Origin of the sequence: Microbacterium helvum (assembly GCF_014779795.1) — a bacterium.
Taxonomy (GTDB): Bacteria; Actinomycetota; Actinomycetes; order Actinomycetales; family Microbacteriaceae; genus Microbacterium; species Microbacterium helvum.
Genome location: NZ_JACXZS010000005.1, coordinates 211892 through 227718, shown reverse-complemented (window position 1 = coordinate 227718; position 15827 = coordinate 211892). Strand labels below are relative to the sequence as shown.

Sequence of the window (15827 nt, the reverse complement as noted above, 5' to 3'; positions counted from 1 at the left end):
CCGCCCGAGAACAAGGGCCGCCTCCCGCGGCCGCGAAAACCGAAAGAAGGAAGAGCAATGACAACGGCGTCAGTTCCCGCGTCAGGCACGAACAAGGCTCGTGTCGGCGTCCAGCGGTTCGGCACGTACCTGTCCGGCATGATCATGCCGAACATCCCCGCGCTCATCGCGTGGGGCATCTTCACGGCGTTCTTCATCGACGTCGGATGGACCCCGAACGCCGATCTCGCGACGATCGTCGGACCGTTCATCCACTACCTGCTGCCGCTCATCATCGCCTACACCGGCGGCAACATCGTCTACGGCGTCCGCGGCGGCGTCGTCGCGACGATCGGCACGATGGGCGCGATCGCGGGCTCGGACCTGCTCGTCGCGAACTTCAACGCGACCCTCCCCGAGGGAGACGCTCCGCTGGGTCAGGTGCACATGTTCATCGGCGCGATGATCATGGCTCCGCTGGCGGCCTACACCATGAAGTGGCTCGACAGCCTGTGGGAGGGCAAGATCAAGGCCGGCTTCGAGATGCTCGTGAACATGTTCTCGGCGGGCATCTGGGGCTTCGTGCTCGCGATCATCGGCTTCTACCCGATCGCGTGGATCGTCAACGGCATCATGCAGGCGCTCGGCAACGCCGTGCACTGGCTGGTGGAGACGAACCTGCTGCCGCTCACCAGCATCCTGATCGAGCCGGCGAAGGTCTTCTTCCTCAACAACGCGATCAACCACGGCGTGCTCACCCCCCTCGGCATCGCCGAGGCCTCCGAGACCGGCCAGGGCTCGATCCTGTTCCTGCTCGAGGCCAACCCCGGCCCCGGTGTCGGCCTGCTGCTGGCCTTCACGTTCTTCGGCCTGGGAGCAGCGCGCGCATCGGCCCCCGGCGCCGCGGTGATCCAGTTCTTCGGCGGCATCCACGAGGTCTACTTCCCGTACGCCCTCATGAAGCCCATGCTGATCCTCGCCCTCATCGCGGGCGGCATGACCGGCGTCACGACGAACATGCTGCTGGGCGGTGCGCTGCGGGCGCCGGCCGCGCCGGGGAGCATCATCGCGGTGATCGCGCAGGTGGCCAACAACTCGTACTTCGCGGTGCTGCTGTCGGTGGTGCTCGCTGCCGCGGTGACCTTCGTCATCTCGTGGGTCATCCTCCGGGCCTCGCGCAAGCGGGACCTCGAGGCGATGGCGGCCACCGACGACGCGTTCGGCGCGGCGATCACGCAGACCGAGGCGGCCAAGGGCAAGTCGTCCGACGCGCTCTCGGGCCTCCGCGGCGGCGCGGCCACGCAGGCGGACGGCGGCGTGGAGCCCGCCACCATGACCGAGAAGCCCATCAAGAACATCGTGTTCGCGTGCGACGCCGGCATGGGCTCGTCCGCCATGGGCGCGAGCGTGCTGCGCAACAAGATCAAGAAGGCGGGAATCGAGGACGTCACGGTCGTCAACAAGGCGATCGCGGCGCTGGACCCCTCGGCCGACCTCGTGATCACGCAGAACCAGCTGACCGACCGGGCTCGACAGAAGACCCCAGACGCGGTGCACGTGTCGGTGGACAACTTCATGAACTCGCCCCGGTACGACGAGGTCGTAGACCTCGTCCGCGACCAGCATGAGGATGGGGCGTAGGAGCTGAGACACGAGAAGGGCGAGAACATGGCACGCGAGGTTCTGAGCATCGGCCAGGTGCGGATCCACTCCGGCAGCGCATCGAAGGAAGAGGCGATGAAGGAGGCCGCCGACATCCTGCAGGCGGCGGGCGCCGTCACCGGCGCGTACTACGACGCGATGCTGCAGCGCGAGCAGACGGTATCGACGTACATGGGCAACGAGCTGGCGATCCCCCACGGCACGAACGAGACGAAGGACGAGATCCTCGAGTCCGCCCTCTCGGTCGTGCGCTACGACGGCGGTGTCGACTGGGACGGCAACCCGGTGACCTTCGTGGTCGGCATCGCCGGCAAGGGTGACGAGCACCTCGGCATCCTGTCGCAGATCGCGATCCTGTTCTCGGACGAGGACGACGTCGCGCGCCTGAAGGCCGCGCAGACGCCGGAGGATCTCTACGGGCTCGTGTCGGCGGCGGGCGTGTGATGAAGGCCGTCCACTTCGGCGCCGGCAACATCGGCCGCGGGTTCGTCGGGCTGCTGCTGCACGAGGGCGGGTACGAGCTGGTGTTCTCGGACGTCGCGGCACCGCTCGTCGATGCGATCAACGCGACGGACCGGTACACGGTGCACGAGGTGGGCGAGGGCGGGCGAGACACGATCGTCACCGGGTTCCGTGCGCTCAACAGCGCCGAGAATCCGGATGCCGTCATCGAAGAGATCGCCGGCGCCAACGTCGTCACGACGGCGGTCGGGCCGACGGTGCTGAAGTTCGTGGCGCCGCTCATCATGTCGGGGCTCGCGCTGCGGGACCCGTCCAGCCCGCCGCTGCAGATCATGGCGTGTGAGAACGCGATCAACGCGACGGACCTGCTGCGCGACGAGATCAAGGAGCGGGCCGGCGAGGCGTGGGACGCACTCGCCGGCCGCGCGGTCTTCGCCAACACCGCGGTGGACCGCATCGTCCCCGCTCAGCCGGAAGGCGCCGGAGTCGATGTGACCGTCGAGCCGTTCTTCGAGTGGGCGATCGAGCGTCTGCCGTTCGGCGACGATCCACCCTCGATCCCGGGTGCGCACTTCGTCGACGACCTCGCGCCCTACATCGAGCGGAAGCTCTTCACCGTCAACACGGGGCACGCCACCACCGCCTACTTCGGCGCCCAGGCGGGCATCGACACGATCGCTGCCGCGCTCGCGGACGAGGCGATCGCGGCGCGGGTCGAATCGGCGCTGGAAGAGACCTCGGCGCTGCTGGAGCTCAAGCATGGCCTGGATGCGGCATCCCTCGCCGACTACCGCGCCACGATTCTGCGCCGCTTCCGCAACGCTGCTCTGCCCGACACCGTATGGCGGGTCGGGCGCCAGCCGCTGCGCAAGCTGTCCCGCCACGAGCGCTTCATCGGTCCGGCCGCGGAGGCGGCCGAGCGCGGCCTCACGGTCCACTCCCTGGTCGCCGCGATCGGCGCCGCGCTCGAGTTCGACGACGCCGAGGACGCGCAGTCGGTGGACCTGCAGCGGATGCTGCGGGAGATGGATGCCGCATCCTTCACCGCCTCGGTGACGGGCCTCGATCCCCAGCATCCGCTCTTCGCCCAGGTCGAGGCCGTCGTAGCGGCCCGGCAGGCCGAGAGCGGAGTCTGACGCAAGGGATACGCTCGACGCGTGACCGCCGACGCACCTCCTCCCGCCCCCGAACCTCGGCCGAAGCGGCGCGGGCTGCGCGTCCTGTGGTGGATCCTCGGCTCGCTCGGCGCCCTGATCGTGATCGCCGCCGTCGGCATCGTGATCTGGAGCCAGGTCGGCGTGATGGCCGCCGAGCCCGAACCGCTCGCCGAGGTGCGCGCGAACCCGGGCATCGAGATCACCGATACCGACGCGGGCATCGTGCTCGCTCCCACGGGCGAGTCCGCCGACATCGGCCTGGTCTACATCCCCGGCGCCAAGGTCGACCCGTGGGCGTACGCCTACAAGGTGTCGGGGCTCGTGGCCGAGGACGGCATCACCGTCGTGATCACCAAGCCGTGGCTCAACCTCGCGTTCTTCGATCTGCGCCCGCTGTCGACCTTCACGGACCTGGCGCCGGACGTCGACACGTGGCTCGTGGGCGGCCACTCGCTGGGCGGCGTGCGCGCGTGCCAGCTCGCGACCGACGCCGACGGGCTCGCCCTATTCGGGTCGTACTGTGCGAACGACCTGTCGGACTCGGGTCTGCCGGTCATCAGCGTGTCGGGCAGCGAGGACGGCCTGTCGACGCCCGAGAAGATCGCCGACGCGCGTCACCTGCTGCCCGAGGACGCGCAGCTGCACGAGATCGCAGGGGCGAGCCACTCGTCGTTCGGCGACTACGGAGCACAGCCAGGCGACGGCACCCCGACGATCTCGGACGACGACATGCGCGATCAGCTCACCGAGCTCGTCGGGTCGTTCGCGCTGGTCGTCCCCGGGCAGTGAGCGCGGGGGCAGTCCGCTCCCCCGCCTAGACTGGAACCCCGTGACTGTCATCCTTGCGGGCATCGCGACGTTCGTCGCCGCGATCATCCAGCGCATCACCGGACTCGGGTTCGTGCTGGTACTGGTCGGCCCCATCGTCCTGCTGTACGGCCCCGTCGAGGGCGTGACGCTCGCCGTCCTGCTCGCCCTCGTGGCCTCGCTGGTGGCGATCCCGATGGTGTGGCGGCACATCGACTGGAAGCGTTCGTGGTGGCTCATCTGGCCCGGCCTGATCGCGGCTCCGTTCGGCGCCCTGCTGGTGCGCCTGCTGCCCGACGCCGCGCTGCTGCTCGTCATCGCGGCGATGGCCTACGTCGCGCTGCTGGCAGGGCACCTGCCCACGGTGTCGGCCTCGCTCACCGGCCGTCGCGGCGCGATCGCCTCGGGAGCGGCCGCCGGGTTCATGAACGTCGCGAGCGGTCTGGGCGGCCCGCCACTGGCCGCGTACGCCGTCGGTGACCGCTGGGGACAGCGGAGCTTCGCCGCGAGCGCGCAGTTGATCTTCATCGCGTTCGACATCGTGACGGTCGCCCTCCGCGGCATCCCGGTGACGCCGATCGAGGATGTCGGCACGCTCGTGGTCGCGACGATCGCGGGCATCGCGATCGGCACCGTGCTGTCGCGCAACGTCGCTCCGCGCATCGCGCGCGCCGCGATGCTCGTGATCGCGTGGGCCGGGGCGACGGTGGTGCTCGTGCGCGGCATCCTGGCACTCTTCATGTGAGGGATGCCGCCAGGACCGCGATTTCGGTTAATGCCGAGTAACGGAATCCAGCCCCTCGGCATCCGGGCTCAGGTCGAGCGGCGCGCGCTTGCCCTTCTCGAGCCACGACATCGGGTAGCCGGTGCGTAGCGCGAACGCGCGCAGGTCGCGCCGGCGCGGTTCGTTGCGGCCGTTGATCCAGCTGCTGACGGCGTTGCGTGACACCTCGAGGTAGTCAGCCATCTCCTGCACGCCGATGCCACTGTGGCGCAGCGCTTTGGTCATGCGATCGGCGAGATCCATCCCGAACCGGTCGTCGTCGGCGACCTGGTCGTCGACAATGGGTGAAATCGTCATGGTCACAGTCTCAGGCTATGCCGTAGATAGTGCAAGGATGCTGAACCCCGACACGCCGTAACTAGTGCAATGTAGCGAGTCTCACGTTAACTAGTGCAATGTGGCACTTATGGCATCGCGCGATCTCATCCCCACAGCCGAAGCGGCCGAGGTGCTCGGCGTGAACCGGTCGACTCTCATTCGATGGGTACAGAAGGGGCGTCTGGCACCCGCGATGACCGTGCCGGGCTACCGCGGACACTTCCTGTTCGATCCCGACGAGATCGATCGCCTAGTGGCCGAGCGCGAAGAGCGGATCGCGTCGTGACCGTGCGGCCGTCGACGCCGGATCCGGAGGCGTGGATGCGGCAGCGCGGGGTGACGGAAGAGGAGCTCGCTGACGGCAAGCGGCGACTCGATGACGCGAACGCGTGGATCAACCGGGTGCGCACGGCTGCGGTCTACGAGCGCGACTACATCGCGGCCCAGCGCCGGGAGCGAGGCTGAGCCGTGGCCGAGGCATCCGGGGGGACGCCGGCGTTCACGTGCCCGAAGTGCGGTCGCACGTCGCACAACGCCAACGACGCGCGTGAGGGCTACTGCGGCCACTGTCACGACTGGACCGCGACGCGGCTGCACGAGGACGTGTCGCCGGCGTGCGACCTGGGCACGCACCAGTGGTGCACCGGCTGCGCGTGCGGATGCCACGAGAAGCCACGCGACGATGCCGCCCTCGCCGTGTGGACCGTGTACGACAGGCCGGCGGACTACCCGTCGTCGGCGGTCGCCCGACTCTGGACCGTCGATGCCGCCGGCCTGTCGTACACCGAGGGGATCCTGATCGCCCCATCTATCGAGGCGCTGCGCGCGATGCTGCCCGCCGGCCTCGTCATGATCCCTCGTTCAGACGAGGACGACCCCGTGATTGTCGAGAGCTGGCTATGAGCATCAACTTCGACCAGGCGCTCGATCGCGGCGTCGAGGCTGGCATCGAATGGGCGACGTTGCGCGCCCCGGTCTACGGCGCCGTGAACGGGTACGTGCGGCTGCCCGACGATCACCCGTGGCGCGCGATCGCGGACCTGCAGGCGAGCGGCATCGACGCGCATGGCGGCATCACGTACGGCGTCGACGAGGACGGCTGGATCGGGTTCGACACCCTCCATGCCGGCGACTGGTGGCCCGCGATGCCGTTCCCGCGTCGGCGCGGCGATCGCGTCTGGAACGAGTATCTCGTTGCCGATGAAGCGCGCGAGCTCGCACGGCTCGCCGCGGCCGCTGCGGGTCCGATGATCACGATCGAGGAGGCGTCATCGTGACGCGGCCGGCGTGGGCGCGTCGGGATCCGCGGCCGGCGATTGCGATCGCGGCGGGTGCCGTGTTCGCGGCCGCGGTGGTCGGCGTGCTGCTGCTGGTGATCCTGCTCGGCGCGGGTGGTCAGCTGTGAAGGGGCTCGAGTTCGAGGTGCCCGAGGGCACGGTCGCGGTCGTGTACATACAACACGGTGAGCACGGTGACGTGCTCGCTCACTACGCCGAACGCCGCGACGGCGTGCCTGTCCCGCGCGAGCAGCTCGCGCGGGCGCTCAGCCAGCTGGCGATCGTCCTGCTGACGCGCGCCGAGGAACTCGACGAGGCGGCATCGTGAGGGAAGACCTGAACATCCTGGACGTGCGCCGGCGGCTCGGCCGCATGGTGTGGGGCGTGCCGCAGCCGCTGATCCTGTTCGGCGTCGACGACGGCCGCACGTGGCGCATCGATCATCTGCGCGAGCCGATGCGCATCCTGATCTCCCATGACCTGTACCCGTTCGTCGACGAGGCCGACACGGCCGGCGGCCCGTGGGTGCATGCGTCGATCTCGCATCGTGACCGGATGCCGGCATACGAGGAGCTCGCGCTGCTGCACCGCGCGGTGTGGGGCGACACGGGCTGGTCGTACCAGCTGTTCGCGCCGATGTCGGATCACGTGAACATCGCCGAGCACGCCCTGCACCTGTGGGGACGCCCGGACGGCCGCAAGCTGCTGCCGAACTTCGGCGCGGGAGGCACCATATGACGGCCCCGATCGTCCCCCAGTACGTGCAGGATCGTGCGCGCATCGCGGTCGTGTTCGCGCGCCGCATCCATGAGGCCGAGCTGCGACGCAACAGCCCACTCGTGGCAGAGCTCGAAGCGCTGCGCGACGAGGTCCTCGACGCGATCACGCCCGTCGACGAGGAGGGCCCGCATGATGCGTCCTGACGTCGACGAGCTCGAGGTGCGGAACATGGCCGTGCCACGGCCGGCGCCGCTCGATGCCGAGTGGGCGATCGCCGCGCTCTCGCTGGGCGGGATGCCGCTCGACCTCGCGGCGGATCTGCTGCGCGCGATGGGCGCCGGTCTGGACGATGCCGGGTTCGAGGCATTCTTCCGCAACGACACAGGTTTCCGGGTGCTGTACGCCCGGCGCAAGCCCCTGACCTCGGCGAAGGGAGGTCCATCCGGCAGCTGAACACTGAATCGCCGGCGACGGTCGGCGCGGCGCTCCTTTTGGTCCTCAGCCGTAACTCGATGGACACCGGGATCTATCTCGCCCAACCCCGGGGGCGGCCCCGTTCTGCACGCCAGCGCACGCGCGCCAGGACGGACCACAACTGCACCGTTCCAAGCCCGGAGCGGTGATTGTGGTGCCTTCATCCGGTTCGGCGGCGAGCTCGGGGGATCCGGCGGGGCGGGGCAGGTAGTCAAAGACTCCCCGTCCGCCCACCAGCCAGCCGACACGATCAGAAAGCCGATCTACATGACGCAACCCACCGAAACCACGCGCGCACGTGAGCTCGGACCGTTCCGCAGACCCCACGGCACTCAGCTGCAGGTCACCTCACGCAAAGGCCGGAAGATCCCGATCGTCTGCCCACGGTGCAAGGTCGCCACCCGGGAACCGATGTACTGGCACGCCGACCTCGGACACCGGATCTGCGACCGCTGCTGGACCGAGCTCAACGCCGACCGGATCCCCGCCGCGCTCTCATGATCGACGTCATCCGCAGCGAACCCGACCAGATGTGGCGCTACGTGTGCCTCGTCGACGGCTGCGGATACAAGACCAGACCCCTGCCGGATCGGGTCGCGGCATCCGTCCGCAAGATCCACCGGCACCGTCACCTCGTCGGCCGAGCGCCGATGCCGTGGCACCCCACCCCAACCCACCTATGACAAAGGAAACGACACATGACACTGACCTATGACACGACGCCCGCGCTCCCCGCCGCGAAGTACGCCGAGCTCGTCGGCAAGACCGAGCGCACCGTGAAGCGCTGGCTTGAGGACGACGAGCTGCCCGGCGCGTACAAGGACGACCGCGGCCGCTGGATGATCCCCGTCGGCGCCGAGCGCACGCCACGTCCCGCCGGCGACGTCGTGCAGCTGCAGCCGCAGCAGTCGATCGAGCACCTGGTCGACACCGGAGTACGGCGCGCGATCGACGCCGCGGCCGCGCTGCCGTCGTTCCTCACGCTCGACCAGGCCGCCGAGATCCTCGGGATCAGCCGGCACGCGATCGCCACACACCGCGACTACTTCGGCGTCGTCCCGTTCGGCGCGAACGGCTCGCTCGTCGTCCCGCTCGCCACGATCAAGAGGATCCGCGGATGACCGGCGAGGGCGCGCGTGTGAGCCCGATCACGCCCGGCGCCAAGATCCACACGAAGATCACGATCACGATCGACGCGGGCGAGCTCGACGCTGACGACTTCGAGCAGCTGATCGAGTGGAGCCGGCACCTCGCGGTCGAGCTCGAATCGGAGATCCCGGGCGTGAAGGTCACCGGCAACTTCGACGAGCTCACGGTGACGCCGTGAGCCCGCTGTCGTTCCCGAAGCTCACGCAGATGCGCGACGGTCGATGGATCGCTGACTGTCGCACGTGCGGGTGGCAGTCGATGCCGTCGCGCGTGAAGGCGTCAGCGGACTACGCGCGCCGCGCGCACGGGCCCGAGGCGACGTGCAAGCGGAGGCCGACGTGAGCTACGTCATCAACGCGACCGTGACCCGCGACGCCGAGGGGCACCAGCTGCTGCCGCGGTTCACGGGCCCGTTCGTGTCGCGCGTCGAGGCCGAGACGTTCATGAACGACCAGATGCCGCTGTACGGATCGTGGACCGTGCGCGAGCTCACCGCACCCGAGGACTGGCCGGACCCGTGACTGGCGTCGACGTCGACCGGCTCGCGCTCAGTCACGAGCTCGCGAGCCTGGCCGAGCGGTTCGCGATCGAGGCGACGCTGTGGCGCGAGCCGTCGGCGCGCGAGGAGTGCGAGCGCACCGCCCGCCACCTGGCAGAGCTCTCTCGCCTGGCGATCTGGTCGTCGTCGAACATCGAGACGCTCACCGCGTACGCCGACGCTGCACGGCTGCTCGCCGGGCACATCGAGGGCACCCGCCGGTTCTTCAAGATCATCCTCACCCCCCCCAACATCAACAGGAAGTGACATACGACATGACACATGACAGTGACGTGTTCGACGATCCCGAGGTGCGCGCCTGGATGCAGCACGCGATCGACGAGCTCGTGCCCAAGCTGCGCGAGTCGGCCGCGACGATCAGCGTGGTGCCCGACGACGTCGGCCTCGGCGACATCAAGTTCGCGCTCGAGACCGGGATGACGCTGCTGCTCGGGAAGCCGCTGATCCTCGCCGTCGTGCCCGGCCGGAAGGTGCCCGCCGGGCTGGTGCGCGCGGCTGACCGGATCATCGACTTCGACGAGCGCAACCCCACGGCCGCGATGGATGCGATCCAGCGTGCCCTCACCGAGCTCGTGCCCGACGAGCCGCCATGCTGAGAAGCGGACCCCCGTTTCGGCCGGCGCGTCCCCGTGGCCGGCCGGAACGGGCTGCATCATGACGCGGTTCGTCGGCGTGCTGTTCGGCCCGCCCGGCGCCGGCAAGTCGACGATCGCGCGCCGCGAGTTCGGCGGCGACGTCGTCGTGTTCGATCGAGATCTCGACCCATGGGCCGGCCGCAGCGAGACGGCGTTCACCGCAGCGCTCGAGCAGCTCGGCAACCGGGCCGCCACGCGGGCGGTCGTCGTCCGCACCGGCGCGACCGAGAACGCCCGGCAGCGGGCGCTGTCACTGACCGGGGCGACGCACGCGTGGATGGTGCTCACGCCGCGCGACGTGTGTCACCAGCGCGTCGACGAGCGCGGCCGCGACCCTCGTCGAGAGCATCCCGCCGTCGAGTCGTGGTTCCGCAGCTACGAGCCGGCGTCGACGATCCCGGCCTGGTCGGGCGTGGTCGACCTCGCCGCGGCCCGGGTCGACCGTGCCACGCGCGGCGCACCGCTCGCGCCGACGTGCAACCGGTGCAAGTCGCGGCACCTGGTGTCGCTGCCGTGCTGGGCGGGCCGGTACGCGCAGGACAAGCGCGAGCTCGTGCTGCGCGTGAAGGGCCGGCGCTGTCAGCTCGGCCTGCCCGGCTGCAAGGTCCGGGCGACCACGGCCGACCACCTCACCGCCCGGTCGCGTGGTGGCACCGACGACCTCGACAACCTCATCCCCGCGTGCGGGCACTGCAACCGCGCCAAGAGCAACCGCACCACCAACCCGTACGGCAAGCTCCCGCCCGTCGCCGGCAACGGCGAACCCGTGAGCTCCCGCTACCGATGACATAGGACACGACACATGACACTGACCCCCGAAGCTCTGCCCGTCCTCGCCGCGATCACGATCGAGCGCGATCGCCAACTCGCCGAGCTGCGCTGGACACCAACACACGACGACGAGCACGGCGCCGGCCACCTGGTCGCCCTCGTCTACGGCCACCTCCAAGCCGCGGGCGACGACTACGACGGCCAGGGCATGGACCGCACCGAGCTCGTGAAGGCAGCCGCACTACTCGTCGCAGCGATCGAGGTCATCGACCGGAGCGAAGTATGAGCGAGAAGATCATCGGCGGCTCGGCGTTCGGGGCAAGCCCGTGAGCTCACGGTTCCGATGACACATGACTGTGACACATGACAGGAGAATCCACATGACGATCGAACTCGTGACTGCTGAGCTGGTCGTGCCTGCAGAGCGCCTCAAGATGCTCCGCGAGACCCTTTGCCGTGCGCAATCAGCGCTGCGCGTGACCGAGGGTTGGGTGGACGATGCGCAGTCATCGGAGACGGACGCACAAGCAATGGAGCGGTTCGTGAAGCTGATGTACGACATCGACCAGATTGCCGAGCTCGTGCGTGAGATCGACCGTCACCGGCCGCTCGGTATCGACGGCAAGCACGGTGACCTGCACACGCCGACGTGTGGCTGCGGCGACCGATGACGCTGCTGATCGACGGCGTCGCGCACGGCGCCGAGGATGATGCGGCTGAGACCTGGTGCGGGATCCCGATCTCGTCGACGGCGCGTGAGTGGCTGGTGACGGACGAGGGAAGCCCGGTGTGTCCGACCTGCAAGCGTGTCGGTGTCGAGGGTGCACGGAGCCAGGCGCAGGAGTGGATCGATGGAGACCTGCAGCTGGTCGGACTGGTGGGTCCGTGTGGGCAGCACCTGCTGTCGCTCGGTCACCGCGAAGACGCAGCGCTGCAGCACGCGATGGCCCTCGCGCCCCGTGGCTCGAAGTTCGCGCGGCCGACAGCTGAGCAACTCGTCGGGCTGATGAACAACGAGAGGTGCGATCGCTGCATCGTCTCGCGTTTCTGAGTGAGCGTTTGATGCGAGGACACCCCGCGACCTGTGGATATTTACCCGGAACGCCAGAAAAAAACCCGGATCGCGCGGAGGATCGCGCGATGAAACCGGGTGCGCTCGACTGTAGTCGGCTGCGCCGTCGCGCACCAGGTCGGGTGTTAGCCAGAGATAGCTGGAGTTAGCCAGAGATAGCTGGAGTGCGCCTGGTGTACAGATTGTGCAGGTTGTTCAGGCGGATACTGGCGTCATGAGCACGCTCCCCGGCGCCGAGGTGTGGGGAGGAGTGCGCCCGCCGTCGGATCTCGTGCAGCGGATGCGCGACGCGATCGAGGCGCGGCGCACGTCGGGTGCGATCCAGCCATGGCACGAGGGCATCGCGGCCGCAGTGCTCGAGCTCGCCGAGGAAGCGCAGCACGCGAAGGGTATCGCGAAGGCGCAGCTGTACGCCCAGATGCTCGCCGCCGAGGCGCGGCTGCCCGAGCCCGTCGTCGAGGAGAAGGGCGAGGTCCTCGAATACGAGGCCGACCGGATCCGCGCCTACCTGGAGGAATTCGATCGTGCCGCCGCTGCTGCCGACGATCAGGACGCCGAGATCTCCGCACCGGTATAGCGACGGGCGTCTGGTCGGCGCGATCATCGCCGCGAAGCTCGGCCGGCGTCCGACGAGGTGGCAGCAGTACGTGCTCGACGTCGGCCTCGAGCGCGTCGACGGGCCCGGCTCACCGTTCGCCTACGCCAACGTTGACCTGATCGTCGGCCGGCGCTGTGGGAAGTCGGTGACGACGATGGGCGTCCCGCTCGCCCGTTCGCTCGCCGGCCCCGTGGTTCTCGACACGGGCCGCGTGATGCCGTTCCTCGGCGCGCACACCGCGCAGAATCTCGTGAAGGCGCGGCAGCGGTTCCTCAAGGATCTCGTCGAGCCGTACCGGGAGTCGATGAGCGCCGACGTGTGGCGATCGGGCGTGAAGCTGCGCGAGGCGATCGGCGACACCTCGCTGACGATCGACCCCGCCATGAGCGGGAAGGACTGGCGGCTGCGCCGGTCGTCGCAGATCCAGGTGTTCGCGCCGACGCGCTCGAGCGTTCGCGGCGACGGGCTGATGCACCTGACGTTCGACGAGTGGCTCGTGTTCACCAGGCTGCTCGGCCAGGAGCTGCTCGCCGCAGCGGGCCCGACGCTCGGCGACGCGCGCGGCCACGGCCAGATCTGGCGGTGCACAAACATCAGCGTGCTCAACAACGAGCAGACCGCGGTGTGGGAGACGAAGGAATCCGGCCGCGCCGCTGTCGACGCCGGCACCACGTCGGGCACCGCGTACTTCGAGTTCACGATCCCCGAGGGGTCCGACGTCACCGACGAGCACATGTGGCCCGAGTGGTATCCAGGGATTGGTGACGGGCTGATCCGCGTCGAGGAGCTGCGCGAGGACCTCAAGCGGCTCGGGCCCGAGTCGTTCGGCGCCGAGTACTTCGGGCTATGGCCAGGCGCCGGCGCGATCGTCAAGCTGTGGGAGACGATCGCCCGCAGCAGCTGGGACACCGCCGGCGCTCCCGCCGACGAGCTCGTGATGCCCGACGATGTGCCGGCCGCGCTCGGCGTCGACATCGACCCGTTCGACCGGCAGGCATCCATCGTCGCGACGTCGGTCGACCCGGATCCCGATCGCGACGGGCTCGTGCAGGAGCTCGTCGACGACCGGCCCGGCTCGTCGTGGCTCATGGGCAGGCTGCGCGAGCTCGAGCCGACAGTGAACGCAATCGGCATCGACGACTACGGACCCGGCCACGACCTGATCCTCGACATCGAGCGCGACGAGCCGGCGATCGCCGCGAAGCTCGTCAAGACCGGGGCGCAGGACATCGTCTCGGCATGCTTCGCATGGGATAGCCGGCTGCGCGCCCGCGGCGTGCGAATCCGGAAGTCCGACCACTACGCGACAGCGACGCAGGCCGCCGGCGCCGCGCAGCGCACGAGCGGGAAGGCGTGGCAGTGGGAACGCCGCCTGCCGATCCCGCAGACGCCGATCATGGGGGCTACTCTGTCGGCATGGGCGTTGGGACGCGCGCCAGAACCAGAGACATTCTTCGTGTACTGAGGAGCCTGGACCGTGGCATCCCGCGCCGTCGCCCTGAGATACGCCGCGAGGCGACTCCGCGATCAGCAGATCGTCAACCGCATCTCGACGACCAGGACGGCAGGCCGCTGGACCCGCGCCGACATCCTGTACGGGCCGCAACCTCCTGAAGTCCCGGTCGTGACCGAGCAGGTCGCGATGGGCAACCCGTTCTTCGGCCGCGGCGTCGACCTGTTGTGCAACGCGATCGCCGGCACCGACTGGTACGCCCGCCGGTTCGATCCGACGCTCGGCATCCGGGCGCCGCTGACCGATCAGCCCAACATCGTCGCCGACCCGTCGCCGCTGCAGACGCTGTGGAACTACCGGTTCGGCGCCGGCGAGGACCTCATCCTGTACGGGAACCATTTCGGACTCAACGGCGAGCTCGACTGGCGCACCGGCCGTCCCGGGTGGATCGTGCCGCTGCCGGCCGACGAGGTCTGGATCATGACCGACCCCGCCCAGCCCGGCTGGTACCAGTGGGTGATCGGCGGCGAGGCGTTCGACCCCGACGAGATCTTCCACGTGTCCGCCGGCGCCCGGTCAGGCGAGATCCTCGGCCGCGGCGTGCTCGCGCAGCACGCCGACTGGCTATCCGGCGTCGAGGCCGCCGAGAAATGGTCGCGCGACGTGTTCGCTGCCGGCGCGCTGCCGCCCGCCGTGATCACTGTCAGCAACGCCGCGAACCAGGCGCAGCTCGACCTGGTCAAGGAGAAGTGGCGGGACATCGCGAGCACGCGCGAGCCGATCATCCTGCCCAGTGGCACGGAGCTGAAGCCCGTCGTCGGCAACGCGGAGCAGTCGCAGCTCGTGCAGGCGCGGCAGTGGAATGCGGTCGCCGTGGCGAACGTCGTCGGAGTTCCGGTCTGGAAGCTCGGGCTCGAGGGTCCCACGATGACGTACCAGAACGTCGAGACCGGCGACATCGACTTCGTGCGTGACTGTGTGGACCGGTACGGGCGCCCGCTCACCGAGGCGATGAGCAAGTGGATGCTGCCCGCCGGCACCGACGTCGCCTGGGACTACGACTCCCGCATGCGCGCCGACCAGAAGTCCGTCGCCGACGTCCTGGTCGCCTACGTCGGCGCGGGGATCCTCACCGAAGACGAGGCGCGCGCCCGCATCGGCCGCGGACCGAAGGAAGTCGCGCAGCCGACGACGCCGCCGGCGACCGAGGAAGACACCACGCAGCACGTCGAGGAAGCCGCCGACGCAGCTGCAGAGCTCAACACGATTGGAGTCGGATGATGAGCGAGCTGCTTATCGAACGATCCCTCGCCGCCGACGTGCTCGAGCCGGTCGGCGACGGGTGGACCCTGCACGGCCTGGCCGTGCCCTACGAGCGCGACCAGGTGGTCAGCGACGACGGCGGCAAGACGACGTATCTGGAACGGTTCGCCGCCGGCGCGTTCGCCCGTGACGCCGCGAAGGGCGGCCGCTGGGTGAACCTGTTCGTCGGGCACCGCGGCGACGACGGCGACCGGTTCCTCGGCCGCTGCGTCGGTATGGCCGAGGGATCGGACGGACTGTACGTCGACTTCCGGCTGAACCGCGCCCACCCGCTCGCCGAGGAGGCCCGCTCCGGCGAGCTGCAGGGCTGGTCGGTCGGCGCGAAGATCTTCCGCACCCGTGAGGACCGCTCAGGCGGCCGCGAGCGGCGCGTGCGCGAACTCGCCGGCCTGAACCACGTCGCCGCCACGCCCGTCCCGCAGTACGCCGGCGCCGGCGTGCTCGTCGCTCGCGAGCACGAGGTGATCGGCAAGCCGCCGACGCCGGTTCTGGATGAGCTGCGCGCCTGGCGCGAGAGTCTGCGCGCCTGAGTACTATGGGCCGCAAGTAGGAGCCGCCACCCCGGCGGTCGCCACCAGACACCCCGCCGTCGAGCGGCCACCCTGGGACGACGAGACCGGCCACCCG

At 69.3% G+C, this 15827-nt stretch carries 29 protein-coding genes; 28 read left to right on the top strand and 1 reads right to left on the bottom strand.

The annotated features are described in order from the left end of the window. The first annotated feature begins 57 nt into the window (after positions 1-57). From IF188_RS09770 to IF188_RS09755, 5 genes are read left to right on the top strand one after another with little or no spacing between them, the layout of a single operon-like run. The gene (locus IF188_RS09770; protein ID WP_224751679.1) at positions 58-1620 is read left to right on the top strand and encodes a PTS mannitol transporter subunit IICB; all 1563 of its coding nucleotides are present in this window, start codon (positions 58-60) and stop codon (positions 1618-1620) included. 27 nt (positions 1621-1647) lie between these two features. Further along, a complete protein-coding gene (locus IF188_RS20140; protein WP_224751678.1) occupies positions 1648-2085 on the top strand; it encodes a PTS sugar transporter subunit IIA in 438 nt (145 codons plus the stop codon). Further along, positions 2085-3239 carry a mannitol-1-phosphate 5-dehydrogenase gene (locus tag IF188_RS09765; RefSeq protein WP_191171595.1) on the top strand — a complete coding sequence of 385 codons (1155 nt, stop codon included), beginning with the start codon at positions 2085-2087 and terminating at the stop codon, positions 3237-3239. The genes IF188_RS20140 and IF188_RS09765 overlap by 1 nt, the downstream gene beginning before the upstream one ends. A gap of 21 nt (positions 3240-3260) precedes the next feature. Continuing rightward, positions 3261-4049 carry an alpha/beta hydrolase gene (locus tag IF188_RS09760; protein ID WP_191171594.1) on the top strand — a complete coding sequence of 263 codons (789 nt, stop codon included), beginning with the start codon at positions 3261-3263 and terminating at the stop codon, positions 4047-4049. A gap of 40 nt (positions 4050-4089) precedes the next feature. After that, positions 4090-4812 (top strand): sulfite exporter TauE/SafE family protein, encoded by a 723-nt coding sequence (locus IF188_RS09755; RefSeq protein ID WP_191171593.1) that lies wholly within the window; start codon positions 4090-4092, stop codon positions 4810-4812. 27 nt (positions 4813-4839) lie between these two features. Here the strand turns inward: IF188_RS09755 and IF188_RS09750 are convergent, their stop codons facing one another. After that, on the bottom strand, positions 4840-5148 hold the full coding sequence (locus IF188_RS09750; RefSeq protein WP_224751704.1) for a helix-turn-helix domain-containing protein: 309 nt from the start codon (positions 5146-5148) through the stop codon (positions 4840-4842). Between the two features lie 109 nt (positions 5149-5257). Here IF188_RS09750 and IF188_RS09745 point away from each other — a divergent pair, with 109 nt between their 5' ends. The 23 genes from IF188_RS09745 (at position 5258) to IF188_RS09640 (ending at position 15730) form a co-directional block, all read left to right on the top strand. After that, on the top strand, positions 5258-5455 hold the full coding sequence (locus IF188_RS09745) for a helix-turn-helix domain-containing protein (RefSeq protein WP_191171591.1): 198 nt from the start codon (positions 5258-5260) through the stop codon (positions 5453-5455). Then, positions 5452-5634, top strand: a complete 183-nt coding sequence (locus IF188_RS09740) for a hypothetical protein (RefSeq protein WP_191171590.1) — start codon at positions 5452-5454, stop codon at positions 5632-5634. The genes IF188_RS09745 and IF188_RS09740 overlap by 4 nt, the downstream gene beginning before the upstream one ends. Before the next feature lie 3 nt (positions 5635-5637). Then, on the top strand, positions 5638-6072 hold the full coding sequence (locus IF188_RS09735; protein WP_191171589.1) for a hypothetical protein: 435 nt from the start codon (positions 5638-5640) through the stop codon (positions 6070-6072). Continuing rightward, positions 6069-6446: a hypothetical protein gene (locus tag IF188_RS09730; protein ID WP_191171588.1), complete on the top strand. Its 378-nt coding sequence runs from the start codon at positions 6069-6071 to the stop codon at positions 6444-6446. The genes IF188_RS09735 and IF188_RS09730 overlap by 4 nt, the downstream gene beginning before the upstream one ends. Beyond that, positions 6443-6574, top strand: a complete 132-nt coding sequence (locus tag IF188_RS20360) for a hypothetical protein (protein ID WP_263575374.1) — start codon at positions 6443-6445, stop codon at positions 6572-6574. Before IF188_RS09730 ends, IF188_RS20360 begins: the two co-directional genes overlap by 4 nt. Beyond that, positions 6571-6774, top strand: a complete 204-nt coding sequence (locus IF188_RS09725) for a hypothetical protein (protein ID WP_191171587.1) — start codon at positions 6571-6573, stop codon at positions 6772-6774. Before IF188_RS20360 ends, IF188_RS09725 begins: the two co-directional genes overlap by 4 nt. Beyond that, on the top strand, positions 6771-7184 hold the full coding sequence (locus IF188_RS09720) for a DUF7694 domain-containing protein (protein WP_191171586.1): 414 nt from the start codon (positions 6771-6773) through the stop codon (positions 7182-7184). The genes IF188_RS09725 and IF188_RS09720 overlap by 4 nt, the downstream gene beginning before the upstream one ends. Then, positions 7181-7369 carry a hypothetical protein gene (locus tag IF188_RS09715; RefSeq protein WP_191171585.1) on the top strand — a complete coding sequence of 63 codons (189 nt, stop codon included), beginning with the start codon at positions 7181-7183 and terminating at the stop codon, positions 7367-7369. The genes IF188_RS09720 and IF188_RS09715 overlap by 4 nt, the downstream gene beginning before the upstream one ends. Next, positions 7356-7619: a hypothetical protein gene (locus IF188_RS09710; protein WP_191171584.1), complete on the top strand. Its 264-nt coding sequence runs from the start codon at positions 7356-7358 to the stop codon at positions 7617-7619. The genes IF188_RS09715 and IF188_RS09710 overlap by 14 nt, the downstream gene beginning before the upstream one ends. A 288-nt stretch (positions 7620-7907) precedes the next feature. Beyond that, on the top strand, positions 7908-8141 hold the full coding sequence (locus IF188_RS09705) for a hypothetical protein (RefSeq protein ID WP_191171583.1): 234 nt from the start codon (positions 7908-7910) through the stop codon (positions 8139-8141). Between the two features lie 197 nt (positions 8142-8338). Next, complete coding sequence (locus IF188_RS09700) at positions 8339-8761, top strand: hypothetical protein (protein WP_191171582.1); 423 nt, start codon at positions 8339-8341, stop codon at positions 8759-8761. Further along, positions 8758-8967: a hypothetical protein gene (locus tag IF188_RS09695; protein ID WP_191171581.1), complete on the top strand. Its 210-nt coding sequence runs from the start codon at positions 8758-8760 to the stop codon at positions 8965-8967. Before IF188_RS09700 ends, IF188_RS09695 begins: the two co-directional genes overlap by 4 nt. Positions 8968-9127: 160 nt before the next feature. Then, positions 9128-9310 carry a hypothetical protein gene (locus IF188_RS09690; protein ID WP_191171580.1) on the top strand — a complete coding sequence of 61 codons (183 nt, stop codon included), beginning with the start codon at positions 9128-9130 and terminating at the stop codon, positions 9308-9310. Next, positions 9307-9594 (top strand): hypothetical protein, encoded by a 288-nt coding sequence (locus tag IF188_RS09685; RefSeq protein ID WP_191171579.1) that lies wholly within the window; start codon positions 9307-9309, stop codon positions 9592-9594. Before IF188_RS09690 ends, IF188_RS09685 begins: the two co-directional genes overlap by 4 nt. Positions 9595-9602: 8 nt before the next feature. Further along, positions 9603-9944 (top strand): hypothetical protein, encoded by a 342-nt coding sequence (locus IF188_RS09680; RefSeq protein WP_191171578.1) that lies wholly within the window; start codon positions 9603-9605, stop codon positions 9942-9944. Positions 9945-10002: 58 nt separating this feature from the next. After that, positions 10003-10770, top strand: coding sequence for an HNH endonuclease (locus tag IF188_RS09675; protein WP_224751677.1), 768 nt, complete (start codon positions 10003-10005; stop codon positions 10768-10770). A gap of 15 nt (positions 10771-10785) precedes the next feature. Continuing rightward, entirely contained in the window at positions 10786-11040 is a 255-nt protein-coding gene (locus IF188_RS09670; RefSeq protein WP_191171577.1) for a hypothetical protein, read from the top strand. Between the two features lie 94 nt (positions 11041-11134). Beyond that, positions 11135-11425 carry a hypothetical protein gene (locus tag IF188_RS09665; protein WP_191171576.1) on the top strand — a complete coding sequence of 97 codons (291 nt, stop codon included), beginning with the start codon at positions 11135-11137 and terminating at the stop codon, positions 11423-11425. Continuing rightward, positions 11422-11805, top strand: coding sequence for a hypothetical protein (locus IF188_RS09660; RefSeq protein WP_191171575.1), 384 nt, complete (start codon positions 11422-11424; stop codon positions 11803-11805). The genes IF188_RS09665 and IF188_RS09660 overlap by 4 nt, the downstream gene beginning before the upstream one ends. Positions 11806-12040: 235 nt before the next feature. Beyond that, a complete protein-coding gene (locus IF188_RS09655; protein ID WP_191171574.1) occupies positions 12041-12403 on the top strand; it encodes a hypothetical protein in 363 nt (120 codons plus the stop codon). Beyond that, entirely contained in the window at positions 12351-13889 is a 1539-nt protein-coding gene (locus IF188_RS09650; protein ID WP_191171573.1) for a hypothetical protein, read from the top strand. The genes IF188_RS09655 and IF188_RS09650 overlap by 53 nt, the downstream gene beginning before the upstream one ends. 12 nt (positions 13890-13901) lie before the next feature. Then, complete coding sequence (locus IF188_RS09645; protein WP_191171572.1) at positions 13902-15158, top strand: phage portal protein; 1257 nt, start codon at positions 13902-13904, stop codon at positions 15156-15158. Continuing rightward, on the top strand, positions 15158-15730 hold the full coding sequence (locus IF188_RS09640; protein ID WP_191171571.1) for an HK97 family phage prohead protease: 573 nt from the start codon (positions 15158-15160) through the stop codon (positions 15728-15730). Before IF188_RS09645 ends, IF188_RS09640 begins: the two co-directional genes overlap by 1 nt. Positions 15731-15827 lie beyond the last annotated feature (97 nt).

Bases quoted from the DNA above. Each gene is read 5' to 3' on its own strand.
- IF188_RS09745 (WP_191171591.1), top strand. From the start codon at position 5,258: ATGGCATCGCGCGATCTCATCCCCACAGCCGAAGCGGCCGAGGTGCTC.
- IF188_RS09640 (WP_191171571.1), top strand. From the start codon at position 15,158: ATGAGCGAGCTGCTTATCGAACGATCCCTCGCCGCCGACGTGCTCGAG.
- IF188_RS09710 (WP_191171584.1), top strand. From the start codon at position 7,356: ATGATGCGTCCTGACGTCGACGAGCTCGAGGTGCGGAACATGGCCGTG.
- IF188_RS09665 (WP_191171576.1), top strand. From the start codon at position 11,135: ATGACGATCGAACTCGTGACTGCTGAGCTGGTCGTGCCTGCAGAGCGC.
- IF188_RS09715 (WP_191171585.1), top strand. From the start codon at position 7,181: ATGACGGCCCCGATCGTCCCCCAGTACGTGCAGGATCGTGCGCGCATC.
- IF188_RS09695 (WP_191171581.1), top strand. From the start codon at position 8,758: ATGACCGGCGAGGGCGCGCGTGTGAGCCCGATCACGCCCGGCGCCAAG.
- IF188_RS09670 (WP_191171577.1), top strand. From the start codon at position 10,786: ATGACACTGACCCCCGAAGCTCTGCCCGTCCTCGCCGCGATCACGATC.
- IF188_RS09750 (WP_224751704.1), bottom strand. From the start codon at position 5,148: ATGACGATTTCACCCATTGTCGACGACCAGGTCGCCGACGACGACCGG.
- IF188_RS09770 (WP_224751679.1), top strand. From the start codon at position 58: ATGACAACGGCGTCAGTTCCCGCGTCAGGCACGAACAAGGCTCGTGTC.
- IF188_RS09675 (WP_224751677.1), top strand. From the start codon at position 10,003: ATGACGCGGTTCGTCGGCGTGCTGTTCGGCCCGCCCGGCGCCGGCAAG.
- IF188_RS09700 (WP_191171582.1), top strand. From the start codon at position 8,339: ATGACACTGACCTATGACACGACGCCCGCGCTCCCCGCCGCGAAGTAC.
- IF188_RS09765 (WP_191171595.1), top strand. From the start codon at position 2,085: ATGAAGGCCGTCCACTTCGGCGCCGGCAACATCGGCCGCGGGTTCGTC.
- IF188_RS20140 (WP_224751678.1), top strand. From the start codon at position 1,648: ATGGCACGCGAGGTTCTGAGCATCGGCCAGGTGCGGATCCACTCCGGC.
- IF188_RS09730 (WP_191171588.1), top strand. From the start codon at position 6,069: ATGAGCATCAACTTCGACCAGGCGCTCGATCGCGGCGTCGAGGCTGGC.
- IF188_RS09680 (WP_191171578.1), top strand. From the start codon at position 9,603: ATGACACATGACAGTGACGTGTTCGACGATCCCGAGGTGCGCGCCTGG.
- IF188_RS09705 (WP_191171583.1), top strand. From the start codon at position 7,908: ATGACGCAACCCACCGAAACCACGCGCGCACGTGAGCTCGGACCGTTC.
- IF188_RS09660 (WP_191171575.1), top strand. From the start codon at position 11,422: ATGACGCTGCTGATCGACGGCGTCGCGCACGGCGCCGAGGATGATGCG.
- IF188_RS09655 (WP_191171574.1), top strand. From the start codon at position 12,041: ATGAGCACGCTCCCCGGCGCCGAGGTGTGGGGAGGAGTGCGCCCGCCG.